Origin of the sequence: Sphaerimonospora cavernae (assembly GCF_042435035.1) — a bacterium.
GTDB lineage: Bacteria > Actinomycetota > Actinomycetes > Streptosporangiales > Streptosporangiaceae > Sphaerimonospora > Sphaerimonospora cavernae.
Genome location: NZ_JBHMQT010000071.1, coordinates 1 through 18,637, shown reverse-complemented (window position 1 = coordinate 18,637; position 18,637 = coordinate 1). Strand labels below are relative to the sequence as shown.

Below are 18,637 nucleotides of genomic sequence, written 5' to 3'. Positions count from 1 at the left end.
TGATCTGGATCAAAGACCTCACTCGGACCACCTCTTGATCACAACCAAATACGCGCCCTAGTACGACCGGATCGTTGTCGACGTAGACCACGCGAGCGGCGGGGTTAGCCCGCTGGGCGACCTGATGGACGTTGTCCTGCGTCGGCAGTCCCGCCCCGATGTCGATGAACTGGCTGATGCCCGCCTCAGCGGCGAGGTACCGCACTACCCGGCCGAGGAAGGCCCGGTTGGCCCGAGCGATCTCCCGGGCCAACGGCACCGTCGAGATCACGCGCTGGGCACACTGACGATCGATCGCGTAGTTGTCCTTGCCGCCGAGGTAGTAGTCATACATCCGGGCGACGTTGGCCGTCGAGGATGCGGCGTCTCTCCCATCAGGGGCGAGGGCGTTCCTGGCGTCGGTCATGCGGGCAGCATAAACGCAACTGCCTACCCTTGCCTACCCCTGCTCATCGGTACGCATCGGAACGTCTACAAACGTCACCGCACGTGCCGGTTCTTATCGTCACTCTCGTGATCGACTTCCGGCCTGATCAGCCCAAGTCAGAGCAAGTGCTCGCCGAGATGCGCCGACGCATCAAGGAAGGCCACTACAAGCCGGGCTACCCCGTCCCCGGCGAACCTCGCATGGCCGAAGAGTTCGGCATCGCACGTCGAACCGCCCGCAAGGTCATCAACGCCCTCATCGCCGAAGGTCTCGTCTACACCGTCCGCAACATCGGGACGTTCGCCGCCGACCCCAACACAGGCGGTCCACCAGAGCAGATCAGTCCCCAGGTCGACCCCGAGCAGACCGAGGCCGAATAGCCGATCCGGACCCTGCCTCGCGTGTCTAGTCTCATGAGATGCCTGACGTTTCTGTCCCAGGACATGGACGACAGATGATCTAGGAAACATGGCCGACCTTGCGGGGCCGGTGAGCCTTGTGGTCACGGAATCGCGATGTCGGTGGTCCGCTGCACGGTGCGCGGCCCCTCCTTCAGTTCGATCGTGAAGGTGGTGTCGCTGACGTGGACGGTGACGACCTGGCCGGCGGGCTGGCGGCCGAGGGAGACGGTCTGCGGCACACCGTGATCACGCCGAAGGAGTTGGCCCGGCGCTGCACCGTGCGGAAACGGGAGGTGGGTCGGCGGGCCGGGCACCTCGTAGCAGCAGGCATTTCTGCCAGATCAGGGAGTTGGGCCGGGTGCGCAGCAGCTCGCGGGTGTCGGGGTCGATGAACATCAGGATGTTCTCTTCGATCCGGATGGTGACCGCCGTCCGGCCAGGATCTCAGCGGCCAACAGGTAGCGCCCACCCAGGCTGACCATCCCGTACTTGGTTACTGTCCGCTTAACCTCCAGGGCGGCGCGGTCTCGGCCTGCGGCAGCGGGGAAGGACCCGCCGACCGACCGCCCCGGGCGAACAAGGAGGCCAGCCAGATCCGCCGACGGCAAATGCGAGCCAGACTCTTCACCCGCACCCCGCCGGCCAGCAGGTGGATCACGTTCACATCCGCCCAGAAGGTGATGACCTGTCCAGCACGGGAGGTCCCGAGCCAGAACTGTTTGCCCGCCACACCCAGGGCGGTGGGCTCGGGGCGAGGGACCACGTGGAGATGGAGTCGGCCGAGCTCGACTCGAAGGCTGCCGGGAGCGTCACAGTGCCGGTATGAAGTGATCTCAGCCCCGTCACCAGGCGCGGCCGCCTGTCCTACCCCCGCGCCGAGCACCTGTTCAAGACCGCCTCCGCCGAGCTCGATCCGCACGGTAACGGCTGGACCCTGCACCAGCTCCGCCACAGCGCCCTGCAGCACCTCGCCGAGGCCAGCCGTAGCGCGCCCGAACTCCAGGCCAAGAGCCGCCACCAGCACCTGGCCAGCCTCGGCCGCTACGTCCGCCTCGGCGAAGAGACCTCCGCACGCATCACCGCCGAACACGATCTGGCAGCACGCCGATGCTCCCGCTGACGACCTCTCTGTTCCGTCCGCGAGCTGGCCGCTGAGCAGGGCTAACTACCCTCGCGTCTACTTCATGCCACCGTCGTTAACGACAGGTCGACACGTGCGTGGCCACATAAGTAGGCGCGCGGGCGCGCCCGCGACAAACGCGACCAGGGCGTTCACCTTGCTCCCAACGCCAACCAAACGGTCTCGGCGGGTTATTGGATCGGTCCGCCCATGATGCCGTTGCGCCATCGGCACAGCATGCTGTGGTAAGAACGCGAGAAATCACAAGACGTTAGATAATTTGACGCGCGAGAAATTCCCATGGGTGACTTCCTGTCACCTGACCACTACAAAGGGGGGATACGTGACACGCGCCGACAAGAAGGCCGTCGTTTCAGCACACGCCGGAGCGACGAAGGCCGTCCGGAAGTCCTACGCGGCGATCCGCGTCGGGGACCTGCACGTCGATCAGACCCTCGACTCTGCCCGCCTGTTTGGCACTAACACCGGCAAAGACGCCGGCCCGGCCACACAGCGGAAGAAGGACGCCGCGTGGACAGCGCGGCTCACGAAGATGTGGGATCCCTTCGCGCTACTCCCGGCGATCGTCTCCCTTCGAGAGGACGGCCGGTACTACCTTCTCGACGGCCAGCACTCCACAGAGGTGGCGGTCGAGAAGGAAGGCCCGGACTTCCTCCGGGACTGCATGGTCTACGAGGGGCTCTCCGACGAGCAGGAGGCGAAGTTGTTCCTCGCAGCGAACCGCGACCGCAAAGCCGTGAAGCCGTTCGATATCTTCCGCGTCTCGATCACCGCTGGCGACCCGCGCAATACCCGGATCCTCGCCGAGGTCGAGAGCCGCGATCTCGGCATCTCAGGCAGCACCTCGGCGAACAAGATCGGCGCGGTCCAAGCGCTCACCGCCCTCGCGGTGATGGACGAGAAGCACGCTGCCCGGGACGAGAGCGGGAGCCTGATCTACCCCCTCGTCCTCCCAAAGGGGCGCTCCCCGCTGATCCCGCAGGTGCTGCGGGTCGTCGAGGACGCGTGGGGCCGCAACCCCGCGACGTGGGAGGGGATCATGTTACGCGCCGTCGCGATGGTCCTCGACCGCAACCCCGGCGCCCGGCTCGACCGCCTTAGCGGCCGACTTGCCGGCCACGGCAAGCGCAAGCCAATCACGGTCGCGCAGTGGAAGGAGTCATCCATCGCGAATACGGTCGGCGGCGGCGGCTCCTCCTCCCGCTCTGCCCCCCTCGCAAAGATCATCATCACCGAGTACAACACCGGGTTGACCGACCCGGCGGAGCTCCTGGTCGCCCCCGGCCGACCCGACAAGAACTGAGCCATCATCACTGGACCCCCGGGCGCGTGCGGCGTGAGGGCACTTCGCTCCAACTGTGTCAGGCAGCTGTTGAGGCGCGCTGTTCTTGGGGGATTCGCGAGCGAAAGAGCTTCCGAGGCCCAGTGCTTGGCTCGTGATCGACAGCATGTCTCATGAGACTGAGCACGAAGAACACGTCCAGGCCATGTAGCTGCTGTCCTCGATCGGATCGCCGGGGGCGGCAGTGTCGAAGTCGATAAAGGCGACGGGCAGCCCGGCGCGGAACACCGTGTTGTTCGGTCCGGGGTCGTGGTGGCAGATGACCGGGTGCTCCCCGGTGAGTGCGCTGGTGCAGGTGGCGTCGTGCAAGGAGTGAAGAAGCGCCCCGGCTGAGGCGACCTGGGCGTCGCTCCAGCGCTGGCTTGGTCACGCCGCCCAGGCCAGGCGGCTCTGGTCACAGGTCCGGCACAGCTCGACCTGCCGCGCAACCCCTGTGCGATGGAACGGAATCCGGGCGTGTCGGCGTACTGATCGGTGCGCAGAGGTGAGTACGGCTAAACGGTACATCACGACCAGTGCCGCCGGACGGCCGGTATGAGCGCGCCGAAGGTCGCCGCTCTGCGCGGCGGGGACGTCACCCTCGCCGCGGCCGCCGGCGCCTTCCTGGCCACCCCGCGCACCGCCAAATACCCACACCCACCACGCCTACGCCTCGGCCATCGACCGCCTCACCGCGCTGCTCGGCCGAGATCTACCGCTGGCCGAGGTTGCCGATGCCTAGATCGGCGCCGCGCTCGCCGAGGTGTGGGGGGCGAGCGCGCCGGCGACCTGGAACCGCACCTGAGCGCGTCGGCGTCCACCCCCTCAACCAGGCGCTCGTCGGTCGCCACTGGACACGGGGTCCGGAACCGGTAGAGACTCGATCTATGCCTGCCGGTCAGCACGACGCCTCCGCGAGTGCGATCGGGTATCTCTACCAGGTGAACTGGTGTTTGATCGAACTACTCCAGCGGGCTCCCGACCGGCCCGACCAGGCGATCAGCATCGAGACTCATGATGATGTTGCCTGGGAACAGGCCGGTTCCCCGGTTGAGCTATTGCAAGCCAAGCATCACATCGGCTCCGCCATCGCGCTGGGCGACAAGGACGTCGACCTGTGGAAGACGCTCACGGTGTGGATGAACACCGCGCAACCCACAGATCCTCAGGGGCCGGAGCTGATCCTGGTGACTACGGCCGTGGCAGCTGCCAATACCGCCGCCCATGCTCTGCGGCGAGACTCCCGCAACACCCAGGCGGCGGTCATCAAGCTCAACGACGCGGCACGCACGTCCACGAACAAGATCACCGAGAACGCGCGCATGCGCTTCCTGGACTTCACCGAGGCCGAACAGCAGATCTTCTTGAACCGTGTGACCGTGGCCGATGGAGCCCTCGGCGTCGATGACCTGGACGAGAAACTTCGCAAGCTCCTGTGGGCCGCACTGCCGCACGCCAACCAGGACCTGTACCTGTCGATGGTGTGGAAGTGGTGGGCTGGAGTCGCTCTGGACATGCTGCAACGCCGCCGCCAGAGGGTGGGCGCCGGCGAGGCCCAGGCCATGCTCTCGCATCTACGTGATCAGTTTAGCGAAGACAATCTGCCCACCACTGTGGAGCTGGCCGATGTTGATGAGAACCACGTCATCGCCCTGCATGCCGACAGTGTTTTCGTGCATCAGATGCGCTGGGTCGCTTGCAACGAGGTGAATCTCCGCAAAGCGATCGTCGACTACTACCGCGCTGTCACGCAGGCGACCAAATGGATCACCGAGGACCTGATCGGCCTGCATGAACTCGGGAAGTTCGAGGACAACCTACGCGACGAATGGGATCGGGCGTTCGCCGACATGGTCGAAGACCTCGGGCTCGACGCCGACGAGAACACGAAGATCGCCGCAGGTAAGGCGCTGCTGCGCACGTTGCGGGATTCGACCTCGGTCAACGTGCGGCCACGCTACAACGACGCGTTCTTCGCCCGCGGCCGACGTCACGTGCTGGCCGAGAACCAGGTGATCGGGTGGCACCCTGACTTCCAGTCCCGTCTTGAGGAACTCCTCAGCGTCTCCGCCCCGGCCGAGGCATCGGAGGGCCCGTGAGAACGTGGGCGGATCGACCTCGCGAGGCGGCTGCCCTTCTCAACCCCGCGCTCATGGCTGTCATCTCCGCGAACGGAGCCATCCAGTACGAACGCCAGTCCAGCCAGGCGATGCCCTGGTACCTGACGTTCCTGATTGCGCCCCTCGTCCTCCACAAGGGCACCCGGGAGACGCTGCCACGAGACACCCGCACTCACCTGTCAACCTGGATCACCGATAACGCCGTGATCCGGGCGGGATTCCCACAGCGCGCCCAAGCCCTCACCGAGCACGTCCGTGAAGGGCTGCGGTTCGGCATGGCCAACCGCATGCTGACGGTGACCGGCGACGGCGGGCTGCATGGCACGCTCGCAGCCACCGTCATGCCGATCAAGGCCGGTGACGCCGCCCAGATCGTCCGCGCGTCCGGGCTCATCGGGAAGTGGTTCACCCGGGTAGATCAGCCAGCAACCCTCTTCGCGCTCTTCGGTGTGGCACCCTAATTCAGTGCAGCTGCTGTCGGTCATCCTCTACAACGCCCAGGGCGCCATCCGCCGTGTCGACTTTCGGCCCGGACGTCTGAATATTGTCACCGGTGAGTCTCGGACAGGCAAAGGCGCGCTGCTGACCATCGTGGACTACTGCCTGGGGCGCAAGTCCATCCAGGTCCCCGAAGGGCCGATCACCGACACCGTCGTCTGGTATGCGACCCTCTGGCAGCTGGATGAGGGGCAGGTCTTAATTGCCCGCCCCGCACCCGCCGCAGGGAAGGCGTCCTCCCAGCAAGCCATGCTGGAGTTCGGTAACGACCTCCGCCAGCCGCCGGCGCTGGAAGATCTCGTCGTCAACACCAACGCCGCCACTCTGCGCACCCAGATCGGCCGACGGATCGGCATCGAGGAGAACATCACCGACCCCGGAGCCGGCGGCCGCGCTCCGCTGGAGGCGACTCTCGCCCACGCCGTCCTGCTCTGCCTTCAGAGCCAGAACGAGATCGCCAGCTCCACCGCGTTGTTCCACCGTCAGGGCGAACGCGGCATCGCCGACAGCCTGCGCGATACCATCCCCTACTTCCTTGGGGCCGTCCCGCAGGACCAAGCGATCAAACGTGCCCAGCTCCGAGGCGCCAAACATGCTCTCCAACGCGCCGAAGCCGCGCTTCGCGGTGCGGAACTGGCAGCTCAAACCATCGATGTAGAGCTGCGCGCCCTGTACAGCGAGGCCCACGCCGTCGGTTTGATCGCTGAGCAAGAGATCACCGACCGTCTTACGCTGGTCCGCGTCCTCCAGGGCGCCCGGGTCGCGCCGCATCCGCAGCAGCCCCGTCCCGCGGTCGATGACATCGCCCAGCAGGACCAATACATCGCTCTCGAACGCCAGGCACAGACGTTACGGGCCGACCTCGGCCGGGTCATGGCCGACCGGGCTCTACTACTAGACCACCGCGATGGGGAAACGGACTACGAGAAGGCACTGCAGCTCCAGGCCGGACGTCTGGCAAGCCTCGGCCTCATCAACGCCGCGCGCGAATCCGGGCCCTCGGTTTCCCCCACCTGCCCGGCTTGCGGGCACGAGACCGAACACGCCGACCCGACTCCGGCAGCCCTCCGCTCTAGTCTGACCCTGCTGCAAGCGCAGCTAGAGAACCTCGCCGAGGCGAGGCCGTCCCAACGCAGCGCCCTCATCGCCCTCGACGGCCAGGCAAGTTCCCTGCGCGACCAACTCGCCAGCACCGAAGCCGCCCTGACTGCGCTGCGCACCGCCAACCGGGTCACAGACCTCACCTCAGCCGACGGACGCGACTTCACCCGTGGACGCATCGACGCGATCCTGTCCCGAGTCGATTCCACCGACGACACTGAACTGCAGAGACTACGCGCGGCCGCCGAAAGCGCAGCCGCGACCGTTGCCGCCCTCGAAGCCGAACTCAATGACGACGAGGACCGCGAACAGCTCACCTCACGACTCCTCCTGGTCGGCCAAGACATGACCGCCTACGCGGACCAGCTCGAACTCGAACACAGCGAGGGCAGCGTCCGCCTCGACCTCGCCCGCCTCACCGTCGTCACCGACACCGAACGAGGTCCCATCCGACTGGAGCGCATCGGCAGTGCCGCCAACTGGATCGGCTACCATCTGGCCACCCACCTGGCACTCCACCGCTACTTCACCAGGCAGAACAGGCCCGTACCCCGCTTCCTCATCCTCGACCAGCCAACCCAGGCCCACTACCCTTCCGACATGTCCCTACAGAGCGGCGTCCCCGAAGGCGACGCCGATCGCGGCGCGGTCCTGCGGACCTTCCGGCTGCTGTACGACGTCATCCAGGAACTTTCGCCCGGCCTACAGATCATCGTCGGCGACCATGCCAATCTCCCCGAACCTTGGTTCCGCGACTCCGTCGAACACAATTGGCGAGGCGGGACCAAGCTCATCCCCGCCGATTGGCTGAGCTGAGACTCGCTCGCATGCCGGTCAGACCAGGCGAGGACTGTCCACCCCCTCTGCTGCTCGGCCTCCACCTCGTTGGCCTCGTTACGCCTGGCACCCTGGGTAGGCGACCTCAGCAGGCGGTGCCTAGTCCCATGAGATGCCTGACGTTTCCGTCCCAGGACATGGGTGACAGGTGATCTAGAAAACATGGTCGACACACAGACCCGGCCTCGCGGCCTCGCGCGGCCCGATGAGAACTTTCTCTACGTCTTCAAGGCGGTCCGCCTACGGCGGCCCGCGTCGCGCGCCGGTCGGCCAGCCGGCCGGGCTGCGGCTCTCCGGCCGGTCCCGGCCGGCGCCGCCCGCGCGCTCCCCAGCCACCGAGAGCAGGCGCCCCAGACGAGCGAAGACCCCGCAGCCAGCAACTGGAACCCGAAGGCATGCTGAGGCGGCGGCCGGATGACAGTTGCCCGAACACCAGGCCGTTGAGGGGATGCAGTGTGCTTGGGGGCGATCGACGCGATCCAGGGTTCGTTCCTCATCCTGGCTCACCGAGTAACGTGACTGATCTTCAAACTGGGACAGGTGACGAACTCCGCTCCTCCCATGCCCAAAGCCGGGCCGCTTCAGCGAGGGGATACCTCAAGATCCTGAGCAAGGCCGCCTGCCTCCTTGTCGATCGCGGCCTCGTAGAACGCGTCGGCGAGCGCCACGATGATCCCTTTGATCGCAGGCCCGTCGGTGAAGAAGTAGTCGGCCATGGTGTTGTGCGCCTCCTGGTTGTCGGCGACGGCCTCGGTGACGGCGGACTGGAAGTCCTGCGACTCCATGAACTGCTTCTTCGAGTTCGCCCGGGTCTGCTGGATCAGGTTCGGGTCGGCGAGCAGGCGCTGTACGAGCCCCTGCACGAACTCCCGGATCTGGGACTCGGCGAACGACTCGGCGCCGAAGAGGTCGTTCATCTTGTCGATGACGACCTGAAGTGCGACGTACTTCGGCTCCTTCTTGGTGCCGGTGCCCGCTGCGCTGATCCCCTTCAGTTCGCCGTCTCCGGTCAGCGAGATGTCGACGGCAATCTTCTTGGTGTGCTTCACCCCGACCAGGACCACGTCGGAGAGGTCGACGTCGGCGCTCCACGAGGACTCGGCGATGACCTTCTCCAGCAGCCGGAGGAAGATCGAGAGCATCTCCATGTACGGGTCGCCGTAGTCGACGATCTGGCTCATGAAGTCATAGAGCCGCACGTAGGTGGAGACGTCCTTGCGGAAGAGGTCGAGGGTGTTGAGCGTGACCTTGTCCTCGGCCTCGATCGCTGCCGCGTAGCGACGCCGGAAGTCGTGCTGGGCCGGGCTGATCGCCGCCGAGAGCGCGTTGTTGCCCTTGCGCGTGATCCACAGCTCGGCGACCTGGCGGACCTGCTCCTCGGTGTAAATCCCCGCCTGGGCGAGCTTGTTCGCCAGGTGGACGACGACGTACGGGTCGGTCTCGGTCTCCAGGGTGGCGTTGGTGAAGTACGGCTCGAACGCAGCCCCGATGTCGTCGGGCTTGTTGACGAAGTCGATGACGAACGTCTTGGCCTTCTGCTCCCCGCCGGCGGTGCGGTGGGTGCGGTTGAGCCGGGAGAGCGTCTGCACGGCGGTGACCCCCGACAGCTTCTTGTCGACGTACATCGCCGAGAGCAGCGGCTGGTCGAAGCCGGTCTGGAACTTGTTGGCGACCAGCATGATCGTGTACGTCTCGCCCTTGAACGCCGCGGCCAGGTCGGCGCCCGCCCCGGGGTTCATCTTGGCCTCGGTGAACTCGTCATCCTTCGACGGCTCCGGCCCCCAGTCCTGGCTCCACGTCTCGTCTTCGGTCATCGACACCGACCCGGAGAACGCGACCAGGGTCCGGTAGTTGTACGACGCGTCCTCGGCGGCCCGCTTGGCGATGTAGGCGTCGATCGCCTTCTTGTACTTCACGGCCGCCTTGCGCGAGTCGGTGACGACCATCGCCTTCGCCCTGCCCTCCAGCAGGTGGGCGACGTTGGCGTGGAAGTGCTCGACGATGATCTGCACCTTCTGGCTGATGTTGGTCGGGTGCAGCCGCACCCACCGCATCAGCCCCTTGCGCGCAGCCGACTCCTCGACCTCGCCACCGTCGCCGCTCTCGGCCTTGCCAGCGATCTTCAACGCGGTGTCGTAGGACTGGTAGCCCTTGAGCACGTCGAGGATGTAGCCCTCCTCGATCGCCTGCTTCATCGAGTACAGGTGGAACTCGTGCGGCTTACCGTCCGGCCCCTTGCGGCCGAACAACTCCAGGGTCTTGTTCTTCGGCGTCGCGGTGAAGGCGAAGTAGGAGATGTTCTCCGACTCGGCCCGCTCGGCCATCTCCGCGGCCAGGACCGCCTCGACGTCGACCGAGCCGCCGTCCTCGATCTCCTTGATCTCCTCGGCGGTCAGGACCTGCTTCAGCTTCGTGGAGATCTTCCCCGACTGCGAGGAGTGCGCCTCATCGGCGATGACGGCGAACCGCTTGCCCTTCAGGCCGGAGTCGGCCCGGATCTCATCGAGTGCGTACGGGAAGGTCTGCACCGTCACCGCGATGATCAACTCGCCGTTCTTCAGCGCCTGCGCCAGCAGGCCGGACTTCGACTTCGCACCGGCTTTGCGTACGTCCTCGGGACTGATCGTCGCGACGATCTTCCCGCTGCCGTCGATCTGCCGGATCGCGTCCTGAAGCTGCCCGTCGAGCACCGTACGGTCCACGACCACGATGACCGAGTCGAACACCTTCTCATCATCGACGTGCAGCCGGGCGAGACGGTGCGCCGTCCAGGCGATCGTGTTCGTCTTCCCCGACCCCGCCGAATGCTCGATCAGGTAACGCCGGCCGACACCCTCCTCAGCCACGGCGGCCACGATGTTCGTGACCGCCTCCCACTGGTGGAACCGGGGAAACAGCATGCTCGTACGGCGCACCGACGTGCCGGTCGCGACGTCCCACTCCTCCTTGGTCTCCACGATCATCAGCCGACCGATGATGTTGAGCCAGGCGTGCTTCTCCCAGACCCGCTCCCACAGGTACGCCGTCGCCGACCGTCCATCCGCACCAGGCGGGTTCCCGGCACCCTCATCGAAGCCGGTGTTGAACGGCAGGAAGTGCGTCGTCTCACCCTCCAACCGTGTGGTCATCGCGGCAAGATCGTTGGAGACCGCGAAGTGGACCAGCGCCCGATGCCCGAACGACAACAGCGGCTCACGCCGACCGTTGGTCAGCGGCTTGCGGTCCTTCCGGTACTGCTGGATCGCCTCGTCCAGCGACTGGGTGAAGTCGGTCTTCAGCTCCACCGTCGCGACCGGGAGCCCGTTGACGAAGAACACCAGGTCGATGCTGCGCTGATCGGCCGTCGAGAAACGCACCTGCCGCATCACCCGCACCCGCATCGCCGCATACTCGGCGTTCGTCGTCGCGTTCAGCGTCGTCTCGGGCCGGAACTGCGCCATCTTCAACCGGCCACCGCCGATGTACTGCACCCCGCTCCGCAGGACGTTCAGCATCCCACCGCCGTGCTCCAGCGGCTTGTCCAGCGCCGTGGTCAGCACGTCGAGGAACTTCGCCTGCGACCCCGCTGCCTTCAACGCCTTCTCGTACGCCGGCTTCTGCGTCGCCTCCAGCCACGCGAACAGATCCTCGGGGAACAGCGCCCGCTCACGGTCGTAGCCGGCGTCGTTGGCCGAGTACAGCCAGCCGTGGGCCGCCAGGTGCTCACAGATCTCGGTTTCGAAGACAACCTCGTTGTGATCGGCCATCACGCCACCTCACGTACGTCGATCTGACCCGTAACCGCCGCCGTGATCAGCGCAGACCGCCGCTCCCGCGAGAGCTCGATGAACCGCTCCGTCTCGCTGACCAGAGTGTCGATCTTCGCGGTCTCGTCCCCAAGTACCGCAAGAATCTGACTCCACTGGTCCTCCGGAGGGATTGAGATTCGCATGCCCATCAGCGCCTCGGCCGTTAGTTTCGGCTGCCGTGAACCACCGATGTAGGGCACGAGGCTCTCAGATTCGATCCTTGCTGCCAGCAGGCGCGAAGGGACGGCTAGAGGACGAAGAACGTGAGCATGGTTGTTCACCCAGATCCGACCTTCGACATGGATTGCAATCGGCTTCGAGCGATAGAGGAGACCGAACCCGTCCTCAGCGACTAGCACCAACGACTCATCGAAGATGAAGTCGTCAACGTGGTCAATGACCGATGTTGCACCGTAGTACGGGAACGGCCCAGACCGTTCGGCACGCTCCTCAGCACTCAGCGGAATTCGTCTCGAATCAAGAGAGGTCGCCACTCTACGGATGGGAACCACGGACCACCCGTCGGGAATGTCGCCGATCAACGGATCTCCCGAATCGTTCATAGGAGCGTTCACCACGCCTCTACGAATCGCCCGATTGACAACAGCATTCCTACGCTCGCGGAGCATCTCGATCAGACGCTGCTGCTCCTCGATGAGCGTGTCGATGCGGGCAGTCTCGCGGTCGAGGTAGTCGGCGATGGCGCGCTGCTGCTCCACCGGCGGCAGCGGGATCGGTACGCGTGCGAGCTTTTCGGCCGTAAGGTGTGGCATCGACACGACGTTGCTGTAGGCGCGAATGTAGCCGCTTGCCCGCAGCGCGATGAGGTAGAACGCGATGAAGCGTCCATCGAAGTCGTCGATGGGTCGAAGCCGGTTGATTGAATTCTGGAAACCCCAGCCCGGAAGGTCGTTTTCGACGTAGGCGGCACGGCCGAATCCGCCTTGCCCGCCTTCGACAACGACGACATCGCCCGCCCGAATGCTCAACTGCTCCAGTTCGGCTTCGCCGAACCACATCTCGTTCACGTCATCGAGGGCAAGCAAGCCATCGGGTTGCACGTTGGCTGCGCGCATGTATGGCGCGCTCACGTCACTGCCGCCGTCCTTGCTCTGGAGCATCTTGCCGAGCGTGACCGTCGCGACATTTTTGACTCGGCCAGTCAGCCAACCGTCCGGCAATCTCGTCCACAGTGGCCCGGTCACTGCTCGACCTCCCGCAGCAGGTCAAGGATCTTGCCGACCTGCTTCTCCAGGTCGGCGTCGATCTCGGCGAGGGGGCGGGGCGGGACGTACTTGTAGAAGTGGCGGGTGAAGGGGATCTCGTAGCCGACCTTGACCTTGGCCCAGTCGATCCAGGCGTCAGGCACGTGCGGCTTCACCTCGGTGTCGAAGTATGCCTGGATGACCTCGACCCTGCGCGCAGGACCGGCGGCCGAGCCGCCGTAGGTGAACGGCACGTTCTCGGTGTCGCGCTTCTTGGAGTCGGGCTTCGGCTTCCCCTTGCGGTCGATGACGGGCTTGCCGTCCTCGTCCAGCAGTGGCCGCTCGACGGTGACGGTCCAGTAGCCGAACTCGTCGTTGCGCAGCACCTTGGAGAAGTCGGGGTCGGCGTCGGTGAAGTCGGCGTACAGGCGGAGAACCTTGGCGCGGTCGGCGTCGCTGAGCTCACGGTTCTTAGCCCCAAGATTCTTACGCATCTTGGTCCAGAACAAGCTGCCGTCGATGAGCTGGACCAGGCCCTTGCGGTCGGAGTGCTTGGTGTTGTCGAGGATCCAGACGTAGGTGGCGATGCCGGTGTTGAAGAACATGTTGCTCGGAAGCGCGACGATCGCCTCGACCAGGTCGTTCTCCAGCAGCCACTTGCGAATGTTGGACGGGCCGGACTCCGCGGCCCCGGTGAAAAGCGGTGAGCCGTTCATGACGATCCCGACCCGGCCACCGCCGTCCTCGGGCGCGCGCATCTTGTGTGCCAGATGCAGCAGGAACAGCATCTGCCCGTCCGAGGTGGCGGGCAGGCCCGGCGCGAACCGGCCGTACGGGCCGGCCTCGGCGCGCTCCTTGGTTACGGCCTTGGCGTACTGCTTCCACTCGACGCCGTACGGCGGGTTGGACATGCAGAAGTCGAACTGGCGGCCCTTGAAGGCGTCGTCGGTGAGTGTGTTGCCGAAGGCGATGTTGGACGCATCGTGGCCCTTGGCGAGCATGTCGGACTTGCAGATCGCGTACGACTGCGGGTTGTACTCCTGGCCGTACAGGCTCAGCCGGGCGTCCGGGTTCTGTGCGAGCAGGTGCTCCTCCGCCAGGGTAAGCATGCCGCCGGTGCCGGCGGTGGGGTCGTAGAGCGTGCGGACGATGCCCGACTCGGTCAGGTCGGCGTCCTTCTCGGCTAAGAGCAGGTCGACCAGCAGCCGGATCGCGTCACGCGGCGTGTAATGGTCACCGGAGGTCTCGTTCGCGGCCTCGTTGAACTTGCGGATGATGTACTCGAACGCGTCCCCCATGTCGGCGTTGGACACGACATCGGGGTGCAGGTTGACCGCGCCGAAGGACTTCACGATCTCGCGCAGGAGACCGGCCTTCTCCAGGGCGATGATCTCCTTCTCGAAGTCGAAGTACTCGAACACATCGACGTCGGCGGAGAACCGGTCGATGTAGTCGACGAGGTTGTCCTTGAGCCCGTCCGCGTCCTGCAGAAGGTTGGCGAAGCTGTACTTCGAGGTGTTGTAGAACGGCCGACCGGTGGCCTTCTTGACCTCGACCCGGAGCCGGTTCGGGTTCTCGTATGCCGCGGCCAGGTCGCGGACGGTCTCGCGGTCCGACCCCAGGATGCAGTCGAGGCGCCGAAGGATCGTGAACGGGAGGATCACGTTCCCGTACTGGTTGGGGCGGTAGGGACCCCGAAGCTGGTCGGCGATCGACCAAATGAAACTACCGAGCGTGCTCACAAGGCTCCTCACAGGAATCGCTCAACGTGCGTGGCTGCGCGGGCCCACTGGGGTAGTCGCGGCCCGGGCAAGGCAACGCACGTCCGCTGACGGGGGCGTCATGAAGTCATCTTCGCGCACCTCGGCCTCCTGCGTACGCGGGAAATCAGGCGGAATTACAGGCCCTCCCGCACCGTAGCGGAGGGGGCCGACACAAAGCACGAGCAACGAGAGGCCGGGCAGCCTCGGCGAACTCCGCTTCGCACAGGCCGCACAGGATCGGGCGCTGGCCAACGCCGGTGTGCTGTGGAACGGCGGGTGACCGGCTACTATGGGCTCGTGCAGCAGCTCGCGCTCTCGACTTGGATAACACCCTCGTAGACCTTAACGAGGCGTTCCGGGTGTGGGTTGAAGAGTTCGTCGACGAGCACGGCTTGAGACCCGAGGCGGTTGGCTGGCTGACAGCGCTCGACCAGGCCGGATACCCGCACCGTGAGGTGTTCTTCACCAAGGTCCGCGAGCACTTCGCCCTGCCTGATCCTGTCGAGGAGCTGTGGGGTCGCTACCGGCGGCGGAGGCCGTACCTCGTGCGCTGTCGGCCTGAAGTCCTGGGCGGCCTGGCCCGGTTACGCATGTCCGGGTGGCGGGTGGCGATCACCACCAATGGCATGGCGGACAACCAGCTCGGGAAGATCCAGAAAACCGGGTTGGCCGAGGCTGTAGACGCCTACGTGCTGTCGGGAGCCGAGGGCATCGCAAGCCCGAGGCTGCTCTGTTCGAGATCGCGGCCAAGCGTTGCGGCGTGGCTCTCGCCGAGGGCGGATGGGTGATCGGTGACAACCCCACCGCCGAGACATAGCCGGCGGACGCGCCGCCGGTCTCCGTACGATCTGGGTCGACCGGGGCAGCTGGCCCAGCGTCGACGACCAGGCCGACTATGCAGTCGCGGACGTGCTCCAGGCGATGGAAATCCTGCCGACGAGTACGTGACCGACCGGTGCTGGCGTTCATGTCAGTTGCGTGCCTCCACGGTTGGCGAGCAGCGGGACGCCGTAGGCCCAAGTGGGCGTTCCGCACCATCTCGTCTTGTCGTCGATCGGTAAGGTCAGGCATAATGGGATTGTTCACTGGCTCATCATTCGGTCAAAGATTTTATCATGAAAAAGAAGAAAAAACCTCTCTCTCCGGAACAAGCAGTTCTTCGAGCGCCTATCGCAAAAGGGTATTTGCCCGAAGGGAATCGGTCTAGCAAGACAGCGAGCAGACAAAGAGAGGCCGAGAGAGCGGATCGTAAACAACGCCAAGAAGAAGCCGAAGCCCTCCGGCGTGAACTAGCAAAAGCGACTAGAGAACAAGAAGAAAGAATCGTTAAGATAGCTATTGAGAAACGAGCAGGTGCAGCTGAACGAGCGGCACGCAGAAAGACAGCGAGAGAAGCAGAAAACACTGCCCGTTCGGGAAAAACTCGACCCAATGGAGAGTAGCGCCTGCGCCTGCTGGCTGCTGCGCGGGCAGGGATGCTTTGGTTGTAGTCCCGTAGGGCATGCCGACTTCACCGGGTGTCGCGGCGCCGATCGTCTCAGGCGAGGAACTGGCATTTTGTCATTCGGTGGCGAGTGCGCCCGCGGTGGTCCGCCGCAACGGCGTCACTAGGTGGTCACACAGACGTACTCCAGACCATCAAGATCCTCCACGGAAGCGGAGGGGACGTTGGCTCGCGGTGACGACAACAGTGACGACAACGTCGGCCACCATGGACATCCGGCGGCAGCCGTACACCACCCTCTGACCTCGGCCTCCAGCAAGGGAGCAGGGCGATTGTTCCGCCTGAAAGCGGAAGGTCCAGGAACGCCGGGTGTCAACCTGCTGAGAAGCTTGAGAAAAGCGAATCCGCATCGATCACTGTGCCACCCAACAAATTGGCCACTTCTTCAGGATTGTCGAAGTAAGACGCATGGACGACGAAGTTCTCTCCGACAACGACCTTGAAGTCGAAGTCTGGACTGACAAACTTCGCTTCTGGACTAAAGACATACTTCACAAAGGCTTCGTTTTCACTCTTGGTTGCGAAGGTCTGAATCCAAGTGCCGCCGTTTTCGACTCCTGTCACAGCGCACTCTAGAGCGGTTAATTTTTCCCCAGTAGCGGTAAGAAAATTGGCACTCCATGAGTCATTGCAGGCGATTCCGTGATCCTTGAGGATTGCAGCAATCTCTTCCTTGTTTGAATAACTCTTCGAAGTTGCCTCTATTGTGCCCGTATTCCCGAAAGGTGCGGACTGCGGTGCAGCAATGGCGACAGCGATAGAGATCACGAGAGTTACGGTACCGATGTAGCCAAGGACAAGACCTGTTATCGCTAGTCCCTTTCCGCCGGCACCGCGGTTCCTGTTCTGCGATAAAGCAACATGCCCGAAGATGACTGCGAGGATGCTACCCAGCCAACAGATCCAGGTAAGGCCGAGAATCAGAGAGGCGATAGCAAATCCGGTCGTGCGGCCAGGAGGCGTGTAGGCCGGGTAGCCGTAGCCACTGGGAGATCCGTAGGGGCCGTATGGGGGCTGTTTTTGGGCATCCGGGTGCTGACCGTTCATGTCGTGATCCCCTCTAGACTGCGAAGGAGTGAACTATGCCCCGAGATGATCTTTATTCCTGGATGGCCCACCTTACACAGCCTCTGTAACAGCAAGGCTACGGGACGACCTCTAATTGTCTCCAATTGATTAACCTTGGCGCGGTCGACGTCCATGCAGTCGCAGAGCAATACCCGTACTGCGGACTCTCGCCCGGCAAGGCTTGCTCATACATCTCACAGAGGAGACTTTAAGATTTCCAGGCCGGAGCGACACTTGCTGCTGTGCGGTGGAAGCCTGAGAACGACGAGTGGCAGACGGAGCGAGCTGCGGCAGCGAGATTGGTGTGCTCGCCATCGGGCCCCAGCAGTGATCCGACTGTAATCAGTTGGCACCAGTCGTACGAAGCCACGAAGGACTCTGGAATCCCCAAAGCTTCGCACTGTACAGCAGTGGAGCTTGCGGGATATAGGTGGGATGATCTTCCTTGACCCGATCTTCGGATAGAGTCGATCCCCAGGTCAGGGCCTGTGCGGGCGGGATAACCGTAGCGCTCTTGAAAGCCGCTAGGGCCGGTGACGGTCCTCGTGGGTTCGAATCCCACGCTCTCCGCCCACTCAGCCAAAACGGCGTCTGACCAGCGACTTCGCTTCGGTCCGACGCCGTTGATCATTTCTGACTTGTGGCGGCTTCAGCCCAACGGAGGGCCGTACAGCAGCGAGTTCGGAGATCCGGTTTCTGTAACCACCGCACGTGCGAGCCCACACCGATCTACTCTGCGGCAGTGAATCAGCGGCATGCGGGCGGGAGGTCGTCGTGGTCGCACTGACTGACTGGGACGGCCTGGTTAGCGGACGGACCGACAGCTACAACACCCTGCGCCTCGTCGCGATCCTCGCCCCGGGTGGGCAGAGCTGGGCAAGCCCCTTCCGTGGCATTGCCGACGACGATCACGACTACTTCATCAAGACTCTTGAGGGATGCAGACGCGACTGGGCGCGGGGCTCGCTCGCAGTCGAGTACGTCGTGGGCCAAGCCGGCAGACTCATTGATGCCCCGGTCTGCGAAAACACTCTGATCCGCATCCCGGAGGAGTTCGCAGACTACGAGATCGCCCCTGGGATTGCCCTGTCACCGGGGATCGCCCATGCCAGCAAGGCTATCGAGCATGCTGAAGAGCAGCGTGACAACCTGGCCTACCGCAGCCAAGACCGCAACAGTGCCCGCCACGCAGGGGTATACGCACTTTATGACTGGTGCTACGGCGACGACCCGCAATGGCTGTATGATCGCGACCAGGACCGGTCCATCTACTCCCACGATCACGGACTCTATCTACCTCCCCACCACGGCACCCTCGACGTGGAGATCCTCAAGCAGTGCGCTGACGAACCGAACCCACTGCCCGATGCCGCCGACGGGCTTGACCCGGAGGCCATCGCCAGTAAACAACCAGCCGGTGCGCAGAGCGTGATGGCCGCTGGCCCGGCGTCGATCTGACCGCT

Annotated in this window: 16 protein-coding genes, 1 tRNA gene and 1 pseudogene; 11 read left to right on the top strand and 7 right to left on the bottom strand. The window is 64.3% G+C overall.

Annotated features, from left to right (window positions below; all coding sequences use genetic code 11):
- Positions 1-406, bottom strand: a 406-nt coding sequence (locus ACFHYQ_RS28690) for an SAM-dependent methyltransferase (protein ID WP_394304269.1), incomplete at its 3' end; no start/stop codon positions are given.
- A gap of 107 nt (positions 407-513) precedes the next feature.
- On the opposite strand from ACFHYQ_RS28690, the gene ACFHYQ_RS28685 reads away from it, so the two are divergent.
- Complete coding sequence (locus ACFHYQ_RS28685) at positions 514-807, top strand: winged helix-turn-helix domain-containing protein (RefSeq protein ID WP_394304268.1); 294 nt, start codon at positions 514-516, stop codon at positions 805-807.
- Positions 808-929: 122 nt separating this feature from the next.
- On the opposite strand, the gene ACFHYQ_RS28680 is transcribed toward ACFHYQ_RS28685, so the two are convergent.
- Complete coding sequence (locus ACFHYQ_RS28680) at positions 930-1,067, bottom strand: hypothetical protein (protein WP_394304267.1); 138 nt, start codon at positions 1,065-1,067, stop codon at positions 930-932.
- Between the two features lie 620 nt (positions 1,068-1,687).
- Between ACFHYQ_RS28680 and ACFHYQ_RS28675 the strand changes: the two genes are divergently transcribed.
- A complete protein-coding gene (locus ACFHYQ_RS28675) occupies positions 1,688-1,948 on the top strand; it encodes a site-specific integrase (RefSeq protein WP_394304271.1) in 261 nt (86 codons plus the stop codon).
- Positions 1,949-2,291: 343 nt separating this feature from the next.
- Positions 2,292-3,272, top strand: coding sequence for a DUF6551 family protein (locus ACFHYQ_RS28670; RefSeq protein WP_394304266.1), 981 nt, complete (start codon positions 2,292-2,294; stop codon positions 3,270-3,272).
- Between the two features lie 150 nt (positions 3,273-3,422).
- Here the strand turns inward: ACFHYQ_RS28670 and ACFHYQ_RS28665 are convergent.
- Positions 3,423-3,638: pseudogene (locus ACFHYQ_RS28665) on the bottom strand (phosphotransferase); the annotation flags it as partial.
- A 539-nt stretch (positions 3,639-4,177) separates the two neighbouring features.
- Here ACFHYQ_RS28665 and ACFHYQ_RS28660 point away from each other — a divergent pair.
- Genes ACFHYQ_RS28660 through ACFHYQ_RS28650 form a run of 3 tightly spaced genes read left to right on the top strand, consistent with a single transcriptional unit; the run spans position 4,178 to position 7,825 of the window.
- Positions 4,178-5,389 carry an ABC-three component system protein gene (locus tag ACFHYQ_RS28660; RefSeq protein WP_394304265.1) on the top strand — a complete coding sequence of 404 codons (1,212 nt, stop codon included), beginning with the start codon at positions 4,178-4,180 and terminating at the stop codon, positions 5,387-5,389.
- Positions 5,386-5,871, top strand: coding sequence for a three component ABC system middle component (locus ACFHYQ_RS28655; RefSeq protein WP_394304264.1), 486 nt, complete (start codon positions 5,386-5,388; stop codon positions 5,869-5,871). Before ACFHYQ_RS28660 ends, ACFHYQ_RS28655 begins: the two co-directional genes overlap by 4 nt.
- Before the next feature lie 4 nt (positions 5,872-5,875).
- On the top strand, positions 5,876-7,825 hold the full coding sequence (locus ACFHYQ_RS28650; RefSeq protein WP_394304263.1) for a DUF3732 domain-containing protein: 1,950 nt from the start codon (positions 5,876-5,878) through the stop codon (positions 7,823-7,825).
- Positions 7,826-8,427: 602 nt separating this feature from the next.
- Here the strand turns inward: ACFHYQ_RS28650 and ACFHYQ_RS28645 are convergent.
- The 3 genes from ACFHYQ_RS28645 to ACFHYQ_RS28635 are packed head-to-tail and all read right to left on the bottom strand — an operon-like array spanning position 8,428 to position 14,581.
- Positions 8,428-11,592 carry a type I restriction endonuclease subunit R gene (locus ACFHYQ_RS28645; RefSeq protein WP_394304262.1) on the bottom strand — a complete coding sequence of 1,055 codons (3,165 nt, stop codon included), beginning with the start codon at positions 11,590-11,592 and terminating at the stop codon, positions 8,428-8,430.
- On the bottom strand, positions 11,592-12,839 hold the full coding sequence (locus tag ACFHYQ_RS28640) for a restriction endonuclease subunit S (protein ID WP_394304261.1): 1,248 nt from the start codon (positions 12,837-12,839) through the stop codon (positions 11,592-11,594). Before ACFHYQ_RS28640 ends, ACFHYQ_RS28645 begins: the two co-directional genes overlap by 1 nt.
- Entirely contained in the window at positions 12,836-14,581 is a 1,746-nt protein-coding gene (locus tag ACFHYQ_RS28635) for an N-6 DNA methylase (RefSeq protein WP_394304260.1), read from the bottom strand. The genes ACFHYQ_RS28640 and ACFHYQ_RS28635 overlap by 4 nt, the downstream gene beginning before the upstream one ends.
- Positions 14,582-14,961: 380 nt before the next feature.
- Here ACFHYQ_RS28635 and ACFHYQ_RS28630 point away from each other — a divergent pair, with 380 nt between their 5' ends.
- The 3 genes from ACFHYQ_RS28630 (at position 14,962) to ACFHYQ_RS28620 (ending at position 16,044) form a co-directional block, all read left to right on the top strand.
- Positions 14,962-15,390: an HAD family hydrolase gene (locus ACFHYQ_RS28630; protein ID WP_394304259.1), complete on the top strand. Its 429-nt coding sequence runs from the start codon at positions 14,962-14,964 to the stop codon at positions 15,388-15,390.
- A 25-nt stretch (positions 15,391-15,415) separates the two neighbouring features.
- Positions 15,416-15,550, top strand: coding sequence for a hypothetical protein (locus ACFHYQ_RS28625; RefSeq protein WP_394304270.1), 135 nt, complete (start codon positions 15,416-15,418; stop codon positions 15,548-15,550).
- Positions 15,551-15,717: 167 nt separating this feature from the next.
- Positions 15,718-16,044, top strand: coding sequence for a hypothetical protein (locus ACFHYQ_RS28620; protein WP_394304258.1), 327 nt, complete (start codon positions 15,718-15,720; stop codon positions 16,042-16,044).
- Between the two features lie 374 nt (positions 16,045-16,418).
- Here ACFHYQ_RS28620 and ACFHYQ_RS28615 read toward each other — a convergent pair whose 3' ends face one another.
- Positions 16,419-17,153, bottom strand: a complete 735-nt coding sequence (locus ACFHYQ_RS28615) for a DUF4190 domain-containing protein (RefSeq protein ID WP_394304257.1) — start codon at positions 17,151-17,153, stop codon at positions 16,419-16,421.
- Positions 17,154-17,667: 514 nt separating this feature from the next.
- On the opposite strand from ACFHYQ_RS28615, the gene ACFHYQ_RS28610 reads away from it, so the two are divergent.
- Both ACFHYQ_RS28610 and ACFHYQ_RS28605 read left to right on the top strand, forming a co-directional pair.
- A tRNA-Ser gene (locus ACFHYQ_RS28610) sits at positions 17,668-17,741 on the top strand.
- A 207-nt stretch (positions 17,742-17,948) separates the two neighbouring features.
- Complete coding sequence (locus tag ACFHYQ_RS28605; RefSeq protein WP_394304256.1) at positions 17,949-18,632, top strand: HipA family kinase; 684 nt, start codon at positions 17,949-17,951, stop codon at positions 18,630-18,632.
- The last annotated feature ends 5 nt before the right edge of the window (positions 18,633-18,637 follow it).